7 protein-coding genes are annotated in these 17,617 nt (G+C 60.5%); all 7 read left to right on the top strand.

What is annotated here, in order from left to right:
• Positions 1-38: 38 nt before the first annotated feature.
• The 7 genes from GHT07_RS06790 to GHT07_RS06760 all read left to right on the top strand — a co-directional run bounded on the left by GHT07_RS06790 (position 39) and on the right by GHT07_RS06760 (position 17,452).
• The gene (locus tag GHT07_RS06790) at positions 39-9,938 is read left to right on the top strand and encodes a LysM peptidoglycan-binding domain-containing protein (RefSeq protein ID WP_323740825.1); all 9,900 of its coding nucleotides are present in this window, start codon (positions 39-41) and stop codon (positions 9,936-9,938) included.
• A 2-nt stretch (positions 9,939-9,940) separates the two neighbouring features.
• Complete coding sequence (locus GHT07_RS06785; protein WP_153584296.1) at positions 9,941-10,216, top strand: hypothetical protein; 276 nt, start codon at positions 9,941-9,943, stop codon at positions 10,214-10,216.
• Positions 10,213-10,449: a hypothetical protein gene (locus tag GHT07_RS06780; protein ID WP_153584295.1), complete on the top strand. Its 237-nt coding sequence runs from the start codon at positions 10,213-10,215 to the stop codon at positions 10,447-10,449. Before GHT07_RS06785 ends, GHT07_RS06780 begins: the two co-directional genes overlap by 4 nt.
• Positions 10,450-10,641: 192 nt before the next feature.
• Positions 10,642-12,426 carry a hypothetical protein gene (locus GHT07_RS06775; protein ID WP_153584294.1) on the top strand — a complete coding sequence of 595 codons (1,785 nt, stop codon included), beginning with the start codon at positions 10,642-10,644 and terminating at the stop codon, positions 12,424-12,426.
• A gap of 11 nt (positions 12,427-12,437) precedes the next feature.
• Positions 12,438-12,905, top strand: coding sequence for a hypothetical protein (locus tag GHT07_RS06770; RefSeq protein WP_153584293.1), 468 nt, complete (start codon positions 12,438-12,440; stop codon positions 12,903-12,905).
• Positions 12,906-13,213: 308 nt separating this feature from the next.
• Positions 13,214-14,728 (top strand): site-specific DNA-methyltransferase, encoded by a 1,515-nt coding sequence (locus tag GHT07_RS06765; RefSeq protein ID WP_153584292.1) that lies wholly within the window; start codon positions 13,214-13,216, stop codon positions 14,726-14,728.
• A gap of 18 nt (positions 14,729-14,746) precedes the next feature.
• Positions 14,747-17,452 (top strand): DEAD/DEAH box helicase, encoded by a 2,706-nt coding sequence (locus GHT07_RS06760; RefSeq protein WP_153584291.1) that lies wholly within the window; start codon positions 14,747-14,749, stop codon positions 17,450-17,452.
• Positions 17,453-17,617: the final 165 nt, after the last annotated feature.

The raw sequence follows: 17,617 nt of genomic DNA, 5'->3' as shown, positions 1-17,617 counted from the left end.
TTGACGTCGGTGGGCAACTGGAGCACGCCTTCTCTTACGTGAATGCCAACGTCGATGACGTAGCGAGCGTGACCGACGGCGCAGGCCAGACCACCACATTCAGCTACGACACGCGAGGCAACCAGCAATCGCAGCGCGATGCAGCGGGCAACACCATCGAGCGCACGTACAACGCGAACAACACGCTCAAGACGGAGACCGTGTATCACGTGGCCGCGAGCACGCAAGGCCCGGTGACACCAGCAGCCGCACCAGCCACCACCAACTACATCTACAACGCAACTAAACCGGCCGAGCTGCGCTTCGTCGTCTCTGCGCAGGGTCGAGTGACTGAATATCAGACGGTGAAGATGCCGGGCGCTGTGGGCAGCGTCGGGCCGACGACGATCTTTGTTTACGACCAGTCAACGTATACGGGCGCGATCACTGAGACAGCACTGGCCGCGTGGGCGCAGACCCAGCCCGTCGAAGGCATCATGCGCACCGACCTGAGCTATGACGCGCGGGGGCAGCTGGAGTCGAAGACGACGTATGTAGGCGTGGACGCACTTCGAGCAGGTCTGGCTGCAGGCAAGACCACTACCAGCTACACGTACACGACACAAGGCTTGGTGTGGACGACAACCCAACCCGGTGCGACGGGATCAACCTCAGGCGTGACCACGAACGTGTACGACGGCCTGGGCCGCCTGCTGCAGGTGACGAATGCGCTGGGCGAAGTCACGCTCACGAGCTACGACGACGCGCTGATGCAAACCAAGGTGAAGCTGGCGAACAACCAGACGAGCATCAGCACCACAGATCGCGCAGGTAATGTGCTGAGTGTTTACAACACAAACGCAGCGCTGGCGAACCTGGGGACGACGCAGTACGCGTATGACAAGGACGACCGCTTGGTCATGACGACGGATGCGACAGGCGTTCGCACCTTCAAGGTCTATGACACGCAGGGACGGTTAGCCGGTGAAGTAGATGGTGATGGCACGCTGGTCGAATACATGTACGACGCGGCGGACCGGCTCTCGCGCACGGTCAAGTACACGACGGCGGTAGTCCTCACGAAGCTGGTGGATGCAGCAGGCAATGCCCTGGCTCCCGTCATCGACACGATCCGCCCGGCAGCCTTGACGTTGACGGATCAAAGCACGTGGCGCGCCTATGACGCTGCCGGGCGACTGGTCAAGACCGTCAGCGCCGAGGGCTCAGTCGTCGAGTTCACGTACGACGGTGCGTCGCTGCTACTGTCAACCAAGGAATACGCCACGCGCCTGACGGCCACTCAAATGGCCGCTCTGGGCAACAAGCCCTTGCCCTCTGCCATTGCGCCCACACCCGACCTGCTGAGCGACCGCGTCACGCGCAACTTCTACGACGCAGACAACCTGCTCATTGGCACGCTCGACGCAGCTGGCTACGTCACACAGATGACCTACGACGCGGCGGGCCAGCTGGTGCAGACCAAGCGCTCGTACAACCTGACTCCCACTGCGCAGCGAGCCACAGGCACGCTCGCCGCATTAGTCACAGGCGCGGGCGCCAGCACCCAAGACGAAACCACGATGTACTTGCGCGACGGCAAGGGTCAGCTCATCGCGCAAGTCGATGCCAATAAAAACTACACCGAATACGGCTACGACCTCGCGGGCCGTCAAACCTCGACCACGCGTTACGTCAAGAAGGTCACCAGCACATTCACCTGGTCATCCAAGCTGAGCGACTTCAAGCCAGCCGCCACTGCCGGCCAGGACCTGACGACGAGCCTGAGCTACGACGCGCTGGGCCGCTGCACGCAAGAACTTGATGCAAGCGGCACCAAGACCGAGCACACGTACAACACGCTGGGCCTGCTCACGCAAACAAAAACCTCGGTGGGCCTGACGAATGAACGCGTCGCCGTCACGCTCGCCTACGACGACCTGGGCCGCCTCATTGCAGAGACCACCGCAGACGGCCGCACCCTCACGCACGCCTACGACCTCGCAGGCCGGCGCATCAGCACCACTGATGGCGCGGGCAACAAAACCCTGTTCTTCTACGACCCAGAAAATCGCCTGGTCTACACGGTGGATGCCACCGGCGGCGTGAGCGAGATCGACTACGACACGCTGGACAACAAGCTCGCTGAGATCCGCTACACGCAGAAGAGGGCAACGGCCGACGTGCTCGCCACGCTCAGCGGCGGCCTGGTGAATGTGGCGGGCGCTGCCGCGCTCGTGAGCAGCTTGCAGACCGCAGGGCAAGACGCGCGCATTGACTACAAGTACCTGCGCGATGGGCGCGTCTCGTCGACCAAGGATGCCAACGGCAACACGACGTATTACCACTACAACGCGTTCGGCGACACCCTCGGCTCGGTCGACGGTGCAGGCAACGTGCAGTACAGCGCGTATGACGCCAATGGGCGAGAGGTACAAACCACGCGCCTTGCCAAAACCATCGCAGGCGTCACCGCAACAACGACGCTCGCAGAAGTGACCCAACGCATCGCCGCTGTGATGGGCGACGCGGGCGACCAGACGATCTACCGCGTCTATGACATGGACGGCCGCCTCACGGCAACGGTCAACGGCTTGAACGAGGCAGAGCGCTTCTGGTACGACGGCAACGGCAATGTCATTGAGCGCCGTGCCTATGTCAATCGTGTGGCTGCGGGCTGGACGCCCACCAACCTCGTCACGACGGACCACGTGGACGACCGCCGCACGCGCACGATGTACGACAGCTTCAACCGCGCGATCTACACGGTGGACGGTGCGGGCGCGGTGACGACATTCCAATACGACCTGGACGGCAACCTCACGCAGCAGCGCATGTACGCCAAGGCCATTGACCCGGCCACGTTCAACGGCACGACACAGGTCATTCCCGGCGCAGCGGCGACGACGCCAGACGCCATCACCACATACACCTACGACTCAGACAACCGCCTGATCTGGAGCGTGGACGGGGTAGGCGGCGTCACACGCCGCTACTACGACAAGGACGGCAACGTCACGCAGCTGGTTCAATTCGCCACAGCTATCACACCGGGCACGAGCGTGGCGCTAGCAGCGGTGAACTCTACGTATGCGAGCTCTGGCAAGGACCGCATCACCAACTACACGTATGACGCGGCGGGCCGGCAGATCTACGCCGTTGATTCGCTCGGCACCATCACCGGCACCGTGTACGACAAGGCGGGCAACATCACGGCGAGCATCCAGTACGCCAAGCTTGGCGCAGCACCCGCCCCGGGCGTGCCGCGGGCGCAGGGCACTCCTGCTGAAGACGGCAACGACCGCATCACGCGCATGGCGTACGACGCAGCGAACCGGCTCGTGTTCACCGTGGACGCGACCGGCGCAGTCGCAGAGCGCAGTTATGACGGCGCGGGCAATGTGAAGAGCATCACGCAGTACGCGAACGTGATCGACGCTGCGAAGTTCAATGCGTTGAGCAAGACGGCCACGTGCGACGAGATCAACGCGGCGCTGGTGAAAACATCAACGGCGAACCGCGTGCAGGCGCAAACGTTCGACAAGGCGAACCGAATCGCTACGACGACCGACGGCGCGGGTCACATCACGAGCTATGCCTATGACGGCCTGAACCGCTCGACTGCCATCACGGACAGCGGCGCAGGCATCACCGCGCGAACGACGACATACACCTACGACGGCGCGGGCCGCACAAGCAGCGTGACCGACGCGCTCGGCCAAACCGAGCGCTACACCTATGACGGCGTGGGCAACAAACTCACGTTCCAGAATAAACGCAATGCGATCTGGACGTACGAGTACGACGCTGCAGGCCGCCTGACCGACGAGTACACGCCCAGCGTGGACGTCACCAGCGTCACGAGCGGTCTGGTGATGACGACGGCTGCACGCGTGATCCGCACGACCAACACCTATGACGCGGCAGGTAATTTGCTCTCGCGTACCGAGGCAGTGGGCCGGCCCGAGCAACGCACGACGAGCTATGAGTACGACGCACTGGGCAGGCAGATCCGCACGCGCTTCCCGAACGTGGCCGTGTACGTGGCCGAGACTGACGCAGCGATTGCGGTGAACGGGCAGAGCAACGTAGCCACGCGAACAGATGCAGCCGTCGCAGGCGGCATCTACACCGAGACCACTTACGACGCATTGGGCAACGCCATCCGCAACCGCGATGTGGGTGGTGCGCTCAGCTACAAGGTGTATGACCAGCTTGGGCGAGTGACGTACGACGTCGACGCGATGCGCTACGTGACCGGTTACACGCTCGATGTGTTCGGCGGCACAACGACCCTCACGCGCTATGCCAACGCGATGACGCTCACGGGCACCGAGACGTCGCTTAACACTGCGGACATGACCAGCGCCAAGCTCGTCAAAGACAGCGCCGCAGATCGCGTGCTGCTCACAACCTACGACCGCATGGGCCGCGTGGACTCGGTGACAGAGCCCACCGTCGATGTGTTCGACCCTGAAGCCACAGGCGCCGCGCAGTACTACCGGGCCGGCGCCCTGACCGACAACTTCTACAACGCCTTCGGCGAGCTGATCCAGGTTGCGCGCTTCAAGAGCGCAGGCACGGCGAGCACAGCCGCCTACAACCAGTTCAACTATTACGACAACGCGGGCCGCCTGACGGCCACCGTCGATGGCGCGAACTACCTCACGACCAACTCGTATGACGTGTTGGGCAATGTGACGCAAACCACTGAGTACGCCAAAGCGCTGACGGGCACGATCACTGCAGCGACCAAGCCCGCAGCACCGCCAACGAGCACAACCGACCGCACCACCACCTTCGAGTACGACAGCCTCAACCGCAAGAAAACAGAAACGCGCCTGAACGTCGAAGTGACGGACCAGGACACGTTCGTGACCAGCAGCACGAACGTGGTCACGCGCTACGGCTACGACGCGACGGGCAACGTCGTCACGACAGAAACCGCAGACGGCGTCACAGGCAATTACTACGACTTGCTGGGCCGCATCACTGCCGTGACCAAACCGGTGCGTGCAGGAGAAACCTCGGGGACGATCACGCCGCTGACCGTCTACAAGCGCGACATATACGGCAATGCCGTCGTGCAGATCGACTACGCAAACGGCACTGCGGTGGTGGCAAACCCTTCTGCTGCAGACGCAGTGAACGACCGCACGAGTTACTCCTTCTTCGACATCGACGGCCATGCCACGCGCACCGTCGATGCAAATGGTGCCGACCGCTACGCGTCTTACGACGTGTACGGCCGCGTCGTGAAGCAGTGGCAAACACTCGGGACAGGCACTGCATCGGCGACCATCTTCCACGCCTACAAATACGACGCCCTCGGCCGCCTCACACGCGACATCACGCCCACCAACAACGCCGTCGATAGCGCAGTCGTCAGCACCGACATCAAGTACAACGCCTTCGGTGACATCATCGCCAAGGGCGTGAACGGCAACACCAGCGAGTACTACGACTACGACAAGGCAGGCCGCCTGTGGCGCACGAATGCTGACAATGGTGTTGCGACCATCTTCCTCTACGACCGCCTGGGCAATCGCACCGCACAAATCCAGAGCTCGGGCGCTGCGTACAACGACGCGGACCTCAGGGCAGCCGGCGTCACCGCAGCAAGCGCTGCCGCCGACACTTCACTGCGCCGCACCAACACCCGCTACGACGCGCTGGGCCGCGTCTTGCAGCAGTCGCGTATCGCGCCCGGTAGCGTGACTGCCACCGTCAATCAAACCTACGACCGTTGGGGCAACGTGCTCACCATCAGCGACGCGCGCAATTCGCTCTGGGTCACCCGCTACGAGTACAACGCGAATAGTCAACTCACCCGCCAGTACGTGCCCAATGACGCAGGCGCTGCGCAACTGTCGAGCGTTGTGTACTACGACAAGATGGGCCGACAAGTCGGCGTGCGCGAGTACATCAATGCCACGACAAGCAACCTCAACCGCATGCGCTACGACACGCAGGGCAACCTGGTTGAAGAGCGCCATGCCGATGGCGGCATCGTCGCCAACAGCTTCAACGTGTTCGGCGAGCGAACCACCAACATTGACGCGGAAGGCAACAAGACCACCTACACGTACAACAAGGCGGGCTTGCAGACCTCGACAACCCACTGGGGCAAGTCGTTGGGTGGCGGTGCGTACTCCGGCTTCACCATCTACACCGCGAGCCACAACACACTCGACTTGACGGTCCAGCTCACCCAGACGACGGGCAACATCACCGAGTCCACCGGATGGGACCTTGCCGGCCGCATGACCAGCCAGACCAACGGCGCGGGCAACGTCACGCGTTACACCTACGATCTGCGCGGCAACGTCACCAGCGTCACGCTGCCCACCGGCACCAAACAATCAACGTCCACCTACGACAGCCGAGACCGCAAGACCAGCGACACCGATGCGCTGGGCAGCATCACCAAGTGGAGCTACGACTACTTCGGCCATGTGCTCAGCCACACCGACATTGGCGAAGCGCGGTACGAGTACAAGTACGACAACGCCATGCAGATGAAGTCGCAGACCAACACACGCGGCCAGAGCCTGCTGTATGGCTACGACGGCGCAGGCCAGATGACCCAAGTCGTCGATACGGCCAACGGCATGCAGACGACTGACTACACGTACGACCTCTCGGGCCACAAGCTGAGCGAGCACGTGGCCGTAACGCAAAACGGCTCGCGCATCACCGTGCAAGACAACCACATGAGCTACGACAGCCTGGGCAGGTTGCGCTGGATGGCCGACGACCACATTCAGGCGCGCATGGACTACGACCTGGTGGGCAACCGCACGAGCGTCACCACGCACGTGGTGAACACCGTGGGCATGACCGATGAGGTCACCGACACCGCGCGCTACTACCAGTACGACGCGATGAACCGCATGACGGTGGTTGATGGCAACGATGCCACTGGCCTGATTCTGCCGTCGCAGGGCCATGAGATCACCTACGACAAGAACGGCAACCGCCTGACGGACCGTACGGGCGGCAAGCAGATCACGAAGATCGTCACCAGTCATAAGGCAAATGGCGAGGATCTGTACGGCTACATCGCCGGCAACGGCATCGCCACCGAAAAATATACCTACGACGGCTTAAACCGCCTGGCCACCATCAGCCGCGACGACGGCGAACTGATCAACGACCCTGGCACCACCTGGCTGCTGATCGACAAACGCCAGTACGACGCGGCCAGCCGCGTCACGCGCACGGGCGGGCTGGGCGATCTGCCCAAGGACTACCTCAAGGTTCTGTATGGCAAGGATGCCAACGAGAACCCGCTCGCCGGCAACGGCTCGCAGCAGCGCGAAAGCTCGTACAACGCCAACGGCCAGTTGATCGTGCAGGAAGTGACCGGCTACAACAACACCGCCGGATACAGCACGTTCAACAACGCCATCGACGCGGCGGGCAACATCACGCAGTACAAGGTCAAGACGGGCAGCGTGACGAACACGTATGACACCACGCTCGTCAAACTCGAAGGCTACAAAGAGGCCAGCGTCAAAGGTACGAGTACGTACCTCGAACCCGGCTCCACCACCAGCACCTACGACACGAACGGCTACCTGAAGTCAGTCGATTCGACGCTGGATGCAGATGACAGAACGTTCATCAACGACGTGCGTGGCCAAGTGCTCGCCACACAGCAAGGCACGCGCCTGCTGCGCGAATTCATCGTCAATGGTGAAGTGCTCGCGCAATACGGCCAGGGCGTGGACCGCGTGACCGCGCGAGACAAAGACGGCAACCCGATCTTCAACGACAACATCGCGGACTTCCAGCTGGGGTACAAGTCCATCACGCCGAGCTACCCGAATGCATCACCGGGCACGTACACGGTGCAAACGGGCGACACACTTCGCTCCATCGCGCAAAGCGCGTACGGCGACAGCAAGCGCTGGTACCAGATCGCTGAGGCCAACGGCATCAGCAGCGATGCGCAGCTGCGCGTGGGCGTGTCGCTGAACCTGCCGAACCTGGTGGGCACGAGCCACAACGATGCGGGTACCTTTGCGCTGTACGACCCGAGCAAGATCGTGGGCGATACGTCGCCGTACCTCGCGCTGCCGCCACAGCCGAGCGATAACTTCTTTGCGCAGGTGTTGATGATGGCGGTGGCGGTACTCGTGGCCGTGTACACGGCGGGTGCTGCGGCGCAACTCCTCAGCGTGACTGCGCCAGCAACAGCGGGCGGCGCGGCGGCGGGCACGGTTGCTGCCACGATGGAGCTGGGTGGCGCCGTGTTTGCGGGCACCGCTACAGGCACCGCAGCCAGCACACTAGGAGCAGGTGCCAGCGTGTTCGCTGCAGGCGCCATTGGTGCAGCCGCAGGCTCGGTTGCGAGCCAGCTGGTTGGAATTGCAGCAGGTTTGCAGAACAGGCTTGACTGGAAGGGTGTGGCGCTCTCTGCCATCGGCGGTGGTGTGGGCGCAGCACTGCCACCCGGCCCGACCATGACCACAGCCGTGCTGCGCGCAGTGGAGACGAGCGCGCTGACGCAAGGAATCGCGGTGGTGACGGGGCTGCAGAAGAGCTTTAACTGGAAGGGCGTTGCGGCGAGTGCTGCTGGAGCCGCAGTTGGGAAGTTGGCAAGTGACTCCTTCAAGTCGGCAGCGGATACGTTTGGCGCGCGGCTGATGACTGGCATGGCGGCTGGCGCGACGGCTGCTGCGTTCAGGGGTGGAAGGGTGAGCGTGCAGCAGGTGGCCGTCGACGCGTTCGGAAACAGTATTGGCGCAAGCCTCGCATACGGCTCAAGCAGTGCGCAATCGGACCTGGCCACGGGCGACTTCACGCGAGCAGATCGAGCTAACGATCCCTACTCAATGGGTTACCAAAATGCGCGTGGCGACATCATTAGCAATGCGGAGCAACTGGCGCGAGTGATGGACGCTGGCCCCATGCTCGCCGATGCCTCCAGCGTCTTGCGCCTGAGTCAGGGTGGCACCACGGCTGGTGACGAGGAGTACTACGGCAACATCATCAACGCGCTGAAGGCGCGAGATGCACAGAAACAAGCGGCGAGTGCCAGCTACCGGGCCGCTGAAGCGCAGGCCACGACAAACTTGTATGCGAGCGGCGCAGGCAACGTTCGCGAGACAACAGGTCTGGGCCAAGATGTGTGGATTCCGCACGATGGCGGCGGCACGCTCGTTGGACAACGCATGACAGCGGCCGAAGCGGCTGCGTTCGACGCTGGACAGGACTCGGCCATCAAGCAAATCTACGATGGCACGAACGACAACCTGCGTGGCTTGGTAGAGAACGCACAAGACCAGTATGTGCAGAACGGCGCGCAGAGCAACGGGTGGCGATATGGCTTGAATGCAGCTGGGTACGTGGCGAGTGAGTTCTTCCCCCGTAGTGTTGGTCAAGCGGCGTTCGATGCGATAGGCGGGCCAGTGATTGGTCGAGCTGTGGGCTGGGGTACGGGTGTGGCTGTCAACGCCTTCCCGGTGTTAGGGCGTGAGGTGGGGTCATTCGCTGGAAGGGCCGCAGAGCAAGCGGCTACGCGCGCGCGCGTATTGAGCAATATTGCAGACACACGTGCCGGTAACGCGGCATCGAAATTTGAAATTCATTTAGCGCGCACCGATCAGGTTCGCTGGGGGTATGGGGCCGATGAATGGAGGCTGACAACGCTGAAGGCGGGCGATCGTGTAATAGGGGGGCTACCTGGGCAGTCGTCCTATTACACTTCTGCCGCAACGCTTGAAGCGAGCAAGGGCAGCCGAGCGACTCTATTCCAAAGTTTGCAAGTTGCGCGACATCCCGAACTTGGCTACAGGCCGATGGTGGGGGAGTATGAGGTGGTCAAATCTGCAACTGTGCCGACAGGAGTGACTACGGCCAATCCTGGACATGGGTCAGGCGGCGGAGACCAATTCTTCATACGACACTTCCAAGCTTCGCTGAAGCTGATTAGGCAAATTCCTTTGGGGCAGTAAGCATGACCAAGAAAACTCTCTCTTCTGCAATTGATAGGGCTGTACAAATCGCCGTGGAACATGGCAATGACATCGCTGAAATCTCAGAGGGTTGGACAAAGGTCCGACAAGTGATCCATATGCGCGACCCCCTTAGTGATGATGTGCGTGCGCGGATTGCGGGCAACTCGGAGCTTCGGCATTGGCTGGTGACGCCGACTCCGCACAACAAGGCAGAGGAAGGCTTCACTTGTGATCGGGACCAGGTGGCACTAACCTTCCCGCGCCAATACCAATGAAACGCGAAGAACTGGAATCAAAGCTCACCGCACTTGACGTGAAGCCGAACAGTTACTCACTCGGCAGCATTCGGCACAGCGACTGCGTGTGCGAGGTGGATGATGGAGGCCGCTCGAAGGTGTACTACGTTGAACGTGACAAGCCGGACGAATTGGGAGTCTTCGACGCTGTGGAAACCGCGTATGACTTCGTATATGCGATCTTCTGCAACTGGATGGGCGTGAAGGCCTAAGGATCGAGAAAAGTCTCTCTCGATCACTTCAACGAGAAAACACTCCGCCAACTCCTTAGCCGCTAAGGGCTGGAGTTCCATCAAGCACGAGCGTCGCGACTGCGGCCCTTCGTTCACCAGATCGCCGAGGCCAACGGCATCGGCAGCGATGCGCAGCTGCGCGTAGGCGTATCGCTGAACCTGCCGAACCTGGTGGACACGAGCCACAACGATGCAGGCACCTTCGCGCTGTACGACCCGAGCAAGATCGTGGGCGATACGTCGCCGTACCTCGCGCTGCCGCCGCAGCCGAGCGATAACTTCTTCGGGCAGGTGTTGATGATGGCAGTGGCGCTCTATGTGTCGCTCTATCTGGGGCCACAGACACTGTCTGCGGTCGAAGCCGTTATCGGCAAGACAACCGCCGCAACAGTTATCGCTGGCGCGGCCTCGGCCGCGGCGGGGAGCGTTGCGTCGCAAGCGTTGGGCGTTGCCACCGGCGTGCAGGACAAGTTCAACTGGAAGAGCGTAGGCGCGAGCCTCGTGTCGGGTGGCGTGAGCGCCGGCATCAATGGCATCACCGGACTCGACGGCGTCAACGTTGGCAAGCCGGTCAACCTGGGCGATTCGATCTTCAACAACGTGATCGGCAAAGCCGTGCTCGCCAACGGCATCACGCAAGGAGTGGGAATTGCGACCGGTCTGCAGCGCTCGTTCAACTGGAATTCAGTCACTGCATCGGCGGTGGGTGCGGGCGTCGGAGCCGCAGTAGGCCGCGAGCTTGGCGATGGGTTTGGAGGCCGATTGGCTACGGGGTTGATTGCGGGTACGGCCACAGCAGTGATGCGCGGTGGGCGAATCAGTGCGCAGCAAATTGCCGTCGACGCGTTTGGCCAAGTGCTGGGCCAATCGATCGCATATGGGTCGAGCGGCAGCAGCAACCCGGTGAGCGGTTACGGCTATCGCAATGAGATGGACAAGGCCAGCGACGCGTATAACCCTTCGCACCAGTACGAGTACCGCAACGAGATGGATCGGACAAGCGATAACTACAACCCGGCCGGTGAGTACGCCTATCGAAATGGCTCAGACATTCAAAGCGATACGGCGTGGGAAAGACGTATAAATGCCGCGATCCTTGGCGCGAAGCACCCAGACTACGCAGCAGAGATAGCCACACAAAGCAGGCAAAGCCATGCTCGTGTTGCGAATGACAGCGCGAGAGAACTGCAGCGCGAAGGCACGCGCTTGGCCGAATTGGCGCGTGACATTCGCTACGACCCGGCGGCCATGCTGCGCTTGCGGCCTCAGGCCCAAGGCGCGTATGCCTCGCAGTCGGCGCAGACCTACCTGAGCGCGTGGGATGGCAAGTCGGGCGTGTATGCGGACGCAACACCGCATCCGTTTTACGACACGTTCCAGTATGGTGTTGCCAAGAGCTTGCCCGATGCGGCTGCGACAATCGCAGCGCCTGAGATGCTGGCAGCCAAAGCGGCGCCGTTGCTAGGCAGCATGCTCGGCAAGCTGGGGCTTTTGACTGCAAGAACTGATGTTGGTGTTGCAACGGGCACCGCATCCAGAGTGCTGAGCGCCGACACCGCTGCGTCGGTAAACCAGGCGCGCATTGCTGCGGGAGACTTGCCCTCGTGGCTCAACGGAACGATCGTTACGCACGAGATCGTGCCAATTGGCACGCGTTACAACATGGTGGTTAGCGAGGGCCAAGCGGCAGCGCTGATGGAAGGCAAGCAGGTCTTCGGCGGCTTCGCCACACCCGGGCAGGTGACCACGCAAGCCTTCGCACGGGATAAGCTGGTTATCCTCGACCAATTCAAAGCCGATGTGTCACGTGTCGTCACTGTAGAAACGACGGCACCGCAATTGGTGAATCGTGGTTTGACCGGTCCGCTCGAGACGTACTCCGGTGGAGTTGAGCAGGTGCAGTTCTTGGGTGCGAGAAATCTGCGTGTGGTTGAACAGCCTCGTGTGTTGCGTTAGGAGGATCAGATATGCACAGCGTAAAGGACTTCGTAAAACTCCGTCGAGATGGCAAGGCCATTCCCGAAGCGATGACTGTTGATCAGATGATTGAGCAAGGATGGACGCCCGAGAAGGTGATCGAGGCGAGATGGCTCTTTGATGAGCGCCCGGTAGTGCTCACAAACAGGTTCGGCTTGCTCGCAAAAGTCTTGCCGCAACGCGACGGCATTGCTGTGATTGTCGATCACGACGACACGGCGATGAACAACGAACTGAGGGTGGTCAACGCCGACGGCACGGTGCGCTTCGTGCTTGCCAACCATCAGCAAATCAACGGCCGCGATCAGGCTGGCGCATTTGCATGGTTCGAGCCGAGTCGGACAAAGGTGTCAAGTGCGTTTGGTGTGGTGTTCCAGGCGCCGACTGGCAGCAGCATGTGGCAACTGGATGTAGATGCGGATGATGGGCGCGTGCTGGCTGCATACGAGGCGCGATAGAGCAAGGCATGAGCGTGGCCGATGTCGCAGACCAAGTGAAGGCCTTGGGCTTGCCGACAAAGTGCGACGAGCTGCTGCTGTGGTCGGGCGTGGATGATCAGGGCCTCCATGTACGGCTCTGCGAGTTCCCCTTGTCAGTCGCGCGTAGGCAGTCGATCAATCACGCCCCTTGCGCTGATGTGCGAAGCGTGGGAATCAGAGTGATTGATTGACCGCTGACCTTGAAGTCACACGGCCCCGGTGGTGTTCATAGCGCAGCCGCCTCCCGGCATACACTGGCAAATATTGACCAATGAGAACATGCACCAATGCCGTTTCTAGACTGGGTAAACAAGAGTCGCGCCAAAGAGGCCACTCGGGCGGTGCCCTATCACTTGTTGCAGCAAGAGGGGGCGTTTGGCGAGCCCGCTGACAACTTGCTCATTCAGGGCGACAACCTGCTTGCCCTGAAAGCGCTGATTCCGTTTTACGCGGGCCGGGTGAAGTGTATTTTCATTGACCCACCCTACAACACGCAAAGCGCGTTTGAGCATTACGACGACAAGCTGGAGCACAGTCAATGGCTGTCGATGATGTACCCCCGGCTGGTGGTGCTTCGTGACTTACTGTCGGAGGATGGCAGTATTTGGGTAACGATCGACGACAACGAAGCCCATTACCTCAAAGTTTTGATGGATGAAGTTTTTGGTCGTAGACGTTTCATCGCCAACTGTGTTTGGCAGAAGCGGTACGCTCGAGATAACAACGCAGCTATCGGCAGCTCGCATGACCATCTGTTGGTGTATGCAACGAATCAGGATCAGTTTAGGACGAGTAGGAATCTTGTAGAGATTGATGACAAGACTCGCGCGGCCTATCGGAACGCCAATAATGACCCGAAAGGCCCATGGCGCCTCGTTCCGATGAATGGCGCTGGACTTCGCCCGAATCAACAGTATCCAATTCGCACACCTTCAGGAAAGACGATCTATCCCCCGGAGGGCCGGCACTGGTCTGTACTGGAGGACAAGTTCAAAGCACTCGTTGCCGAGGGCAGGGTCTCTTTCGGTAAGAACGCAGACTCAGCACCGGGCTTGATCCGTTACATAAGTGAAGTCCAAGGATTGGTTCCATGGTCTTGGTGGCCGCATGATGAAGTTGGCAACAACGATCAGGCCAAGAAAGAAATTCACGAGCTATTTGGGACTGCCAACGCATTTGACACGCCAAAGCCTGAGCGGCTCATTCAACGAATTTTGCACATTGCCACTTCGCCAGGTGACCTGATCCTTGATAGTTTTCTCGGCTCCGGCACCACCGCGGCTGTAGCCCACAAGATGGGCCGCCGCTACATCGGCATCGAAATGGGCGAGCACGCCCGCACCCACTGCCTGCCCCGATTGCAGAAGGTCATCAATGGTGAGCAGGGCGGCATCAGTGCCGCAGTGGGTTGGCAGGGCGGCGGCGGCTTCCGCTTCTGCACCTTGGGTGATCCCGCTTTTGACGATCATGGCCGCATCAGCGCCGATGTGAAGTTCGCCACGCTAGCCGCTTACGTCTGGCATTTCGAGACTGGTGAACCAGGGCATCAAGCATTCGACAAGCCGCTACTTGGTGTCCACAACGGCACCGCCTACTACCTGCTATTCAACGGCATCTTGGGTGACCGTCGCCCAGCAGGCGGCAATGTTCTGACGCATGCCGTGCTGAAAGCAATCAACGAAGTGTTCCCGCACGGCGGGCCGAAGGTGGTCTATGGCGAAATGTCTCGGTTAGGCGCATCGCGCCTCGCCGCCGAGGGCGTCACGTTCAAGCAGGTTCCCTATGACATCAAGATGCGTTGAGCAGCGAAAGCAACCCACATGCTGACCCTCAAAGCCTACCAACAGAGCGCCCTTGCGGTTCTGACTCAGTTCCTGACGGACACTCGCAGCAAGCCGGTGGCGGATGCCTATGCCGCAATCCTTGCCGGTCAAAACCGCACAGGCGAGGCCCACCAGGCATTGTTTGGCGACGTCCCATGCGTGTGCCTGCGCGTGCCGACAGGCGGTGGCAAAACCATCATGGCGGCGCACGCTGTGGCTATGGCTGGCAAGGCCGTGCTGGATAGCGATGCGCCCATTGCTTTGTGGCTCACGCCCTCAGACACCATTCGCACGCAGACGCTTGAAGCACTTGCCAATGCGCGCCACCCTTATCGGCAGGCGCTGGCGCAGTATTTTGGTGACCGCGTGCGCGTGTGCGACTTGGAGAGTTTGCAAACCATCAGCCCGCAGGATGTCGGCAAGTCGGCCATCGTGGTCGTGGCAACGATCCAGTCATTCAATGTCACCGATACGGCCAAGCGCAACGTGTATTCGTTTTTTGAGGAACTCGCACCGCACTTCGACAATCTGCCGTCGCATCTGGCCACAGGTTTGGAGACGGTGAAGGAAGCCGACCTGCTGACGCAGCCGTTCTTGACTACACAGGACTTGGGGCGGGTGAAGTATTCAGTGGCCAACTGGATGAACTTGCAGCGCCCCATCGTCATCGTGGACGAAGCGCACAACAATCGCACGGACCGATTTTTCAAGTCGCTCGGCCGCGTCAATCCGAGCTGCGTCATTGAAATGACGGCGACGCCCGTACCAGGCAACAACGTGCTGTATCACGTCGCCGCTGCTGAGCTCAAGGCCGAGCAGATGATCAAACTCCCCATCGTGCTGGCCGAGCATCCACAAGGCTGGCGCGATTGTCTGCGTGATGCCGTGTTGACGCGCGACCGCCTGGAGGTGGCCGCACAGCGTGAGCCGGACTACGTGCGCCCTATCGCGTTGGTGCAGGCCATGCCGATCAACGGTGAAGCGACGGTGGCCGTGGTGCGCGCGCACATGATCGAGCAGGAGAACATTCCTGCAGATCAGATCGCCGTTGCCACTGGCACGCAGAAGGAGTTGGATGGCATCAACCTGTTTGACCCAGCCTGCACCGTTCGCTACGTCATTACCGTTGAGGCCCTGAAAGAGGGCTGGGACTGCTCGTTTGCCTACGTGCTGGTCAGCCTTCAATCAGTCAACTCATCCAAGGACGTTGAACAGTTGCTGGGGCGTGTGCTGCGCATGCCGTACGCAAAGAATCGCGTACAGGAATCGCTGAACAGGGCCTACGCCCACATCGTGGCCGATAACTTCGCACAGGCGGCTGCCACGCTCAAAGACCGCATGGTGCAGAACATGGGCTTTGAGAAGCTGGAAACAGCTTCGCTGATCATTCCGCAACCGCAGCCGTTGCTCCTGGCGGGTGGCGAAGGCGGCGCACCAACCTTGAATCGAGCTGGCTACCCGGCGATGCCAGTCTTGCCGGATTGCCACATTGACCTGCCGCAAGTGCCTGACATCCAGCATTGGCCCGATGAACTCAGGCAGGTCGTACAGGTCCTGCAGACCACGCAAGGCGCCACTGTTTTGCTCAAGGGTGAAGTCAGCAGTGAGATATTGGCCCAAGCTGAGGTGTTCATCAGCAACGCAATGCCAGCAAAGGCACGCGAAAAAGTCAAAGAACAATTCGATGCTCACCGGGCCGTGCGCCAAGCCATGCGTGCACCGTCGCAGTTAGGTTTGGACTTTGCAGCCATCCCGCAGCTGTGCCTCGATCTGGACGGGCACCTTGAAGTGGTGGAGCGCGAAACTCTATCTAGCCTGGGCGACTGGAGCCTGCTTGACCATCAGGTGCAACTGGCAGGGTTCACCATTACCGAGACGGTCAATTCGTTCGAGATTGATGTCAACGGCGCGAAGGTAACTTACCGGCACACCGATGCACAGCTACTGCTGCTCAACGAGACAGTGAGCCACACAAGCCAGCAAGATTTGATCCGGTGGCTGGACGTGGAGGTGCGTCAGAGCGATATCGGGCAAGCGCAAATGCAAGCGTATTTGGTCAAGATGGTGACGCACTTGATCGCAGATAGAAAACTCACTTTGACAGCGCTTGTTCGCGCCCGATTCCAGTTGGCGCAAGCGCTGGTCAAAGAGGTTGCACGGCTGCGCCAGATGGCAATGGCGCGCGGCTTTCAAGGCCGACTCGGTGACATGGCGGTGCCGGGTGTTGAAGATCTGGCGCACTACAGCTTTCACTATCAACCAGGGCAATACCCGGCACGGCTGATGTATCAAGGCTCGTACGAGTTTTCAAAGCACTTCTACCCTGCCATTCACGATCTTCGTGAAAAGACACAAGCTGGAGTTGAGACCGAAGAGTTCCGCTGTGCGCGCGCTATCGACGCACATGTCAAGGTAAAGCAGTGGGTGCGCAATATCGAGCGGCAGGAAAAGTTCTCGTTCTGGCTTCCAACAGCGACCGACTACTTCTATCCCGACTTTGTTGCCGAGTTGGTCGATGGCCGTGTGCTGGCCGTTGAGTACAAAGGCGAGCCGTACCGAACCAATGACGACTCGCGTGAGAAGCAGCAAGTAGGCCATCAATGGGAGCAGTCGAGCGGTGGCCGCTGTCTCTTTTTATTCGCAGTCGAACGTGACCATGATGGACGAGACGTTGCTCAGCAAATTGCACAGAAGATAGGTTGAAGCGGCGAATAGCCTGATCGGCTGACGCTCGCAGCAGCGTCACGAACACGTACGACACGACGCTCGTCGAACTCGAAGGCTACAAAGAGGCCAGCGTCAAAGGTACGAGCACGTACCTCGAACCGGGTTCCACCACCAGCACCTACGACACGAACGGCTACCTGA

Source organism: Caenimonas koreensis DSM 17982, from assembly GCF_009646335.1.
Classification (GTDB): domain Bacteria; phylum Pseudomonadota; class Gammaproteobacteria; order Burkholderiales; family Burkholderiaceae_C; genus Ramlibacter; species Ramlibacter koreensis.
This window is presented reverse-complemented; position numbering and strand designations above follow the sequence as displayed.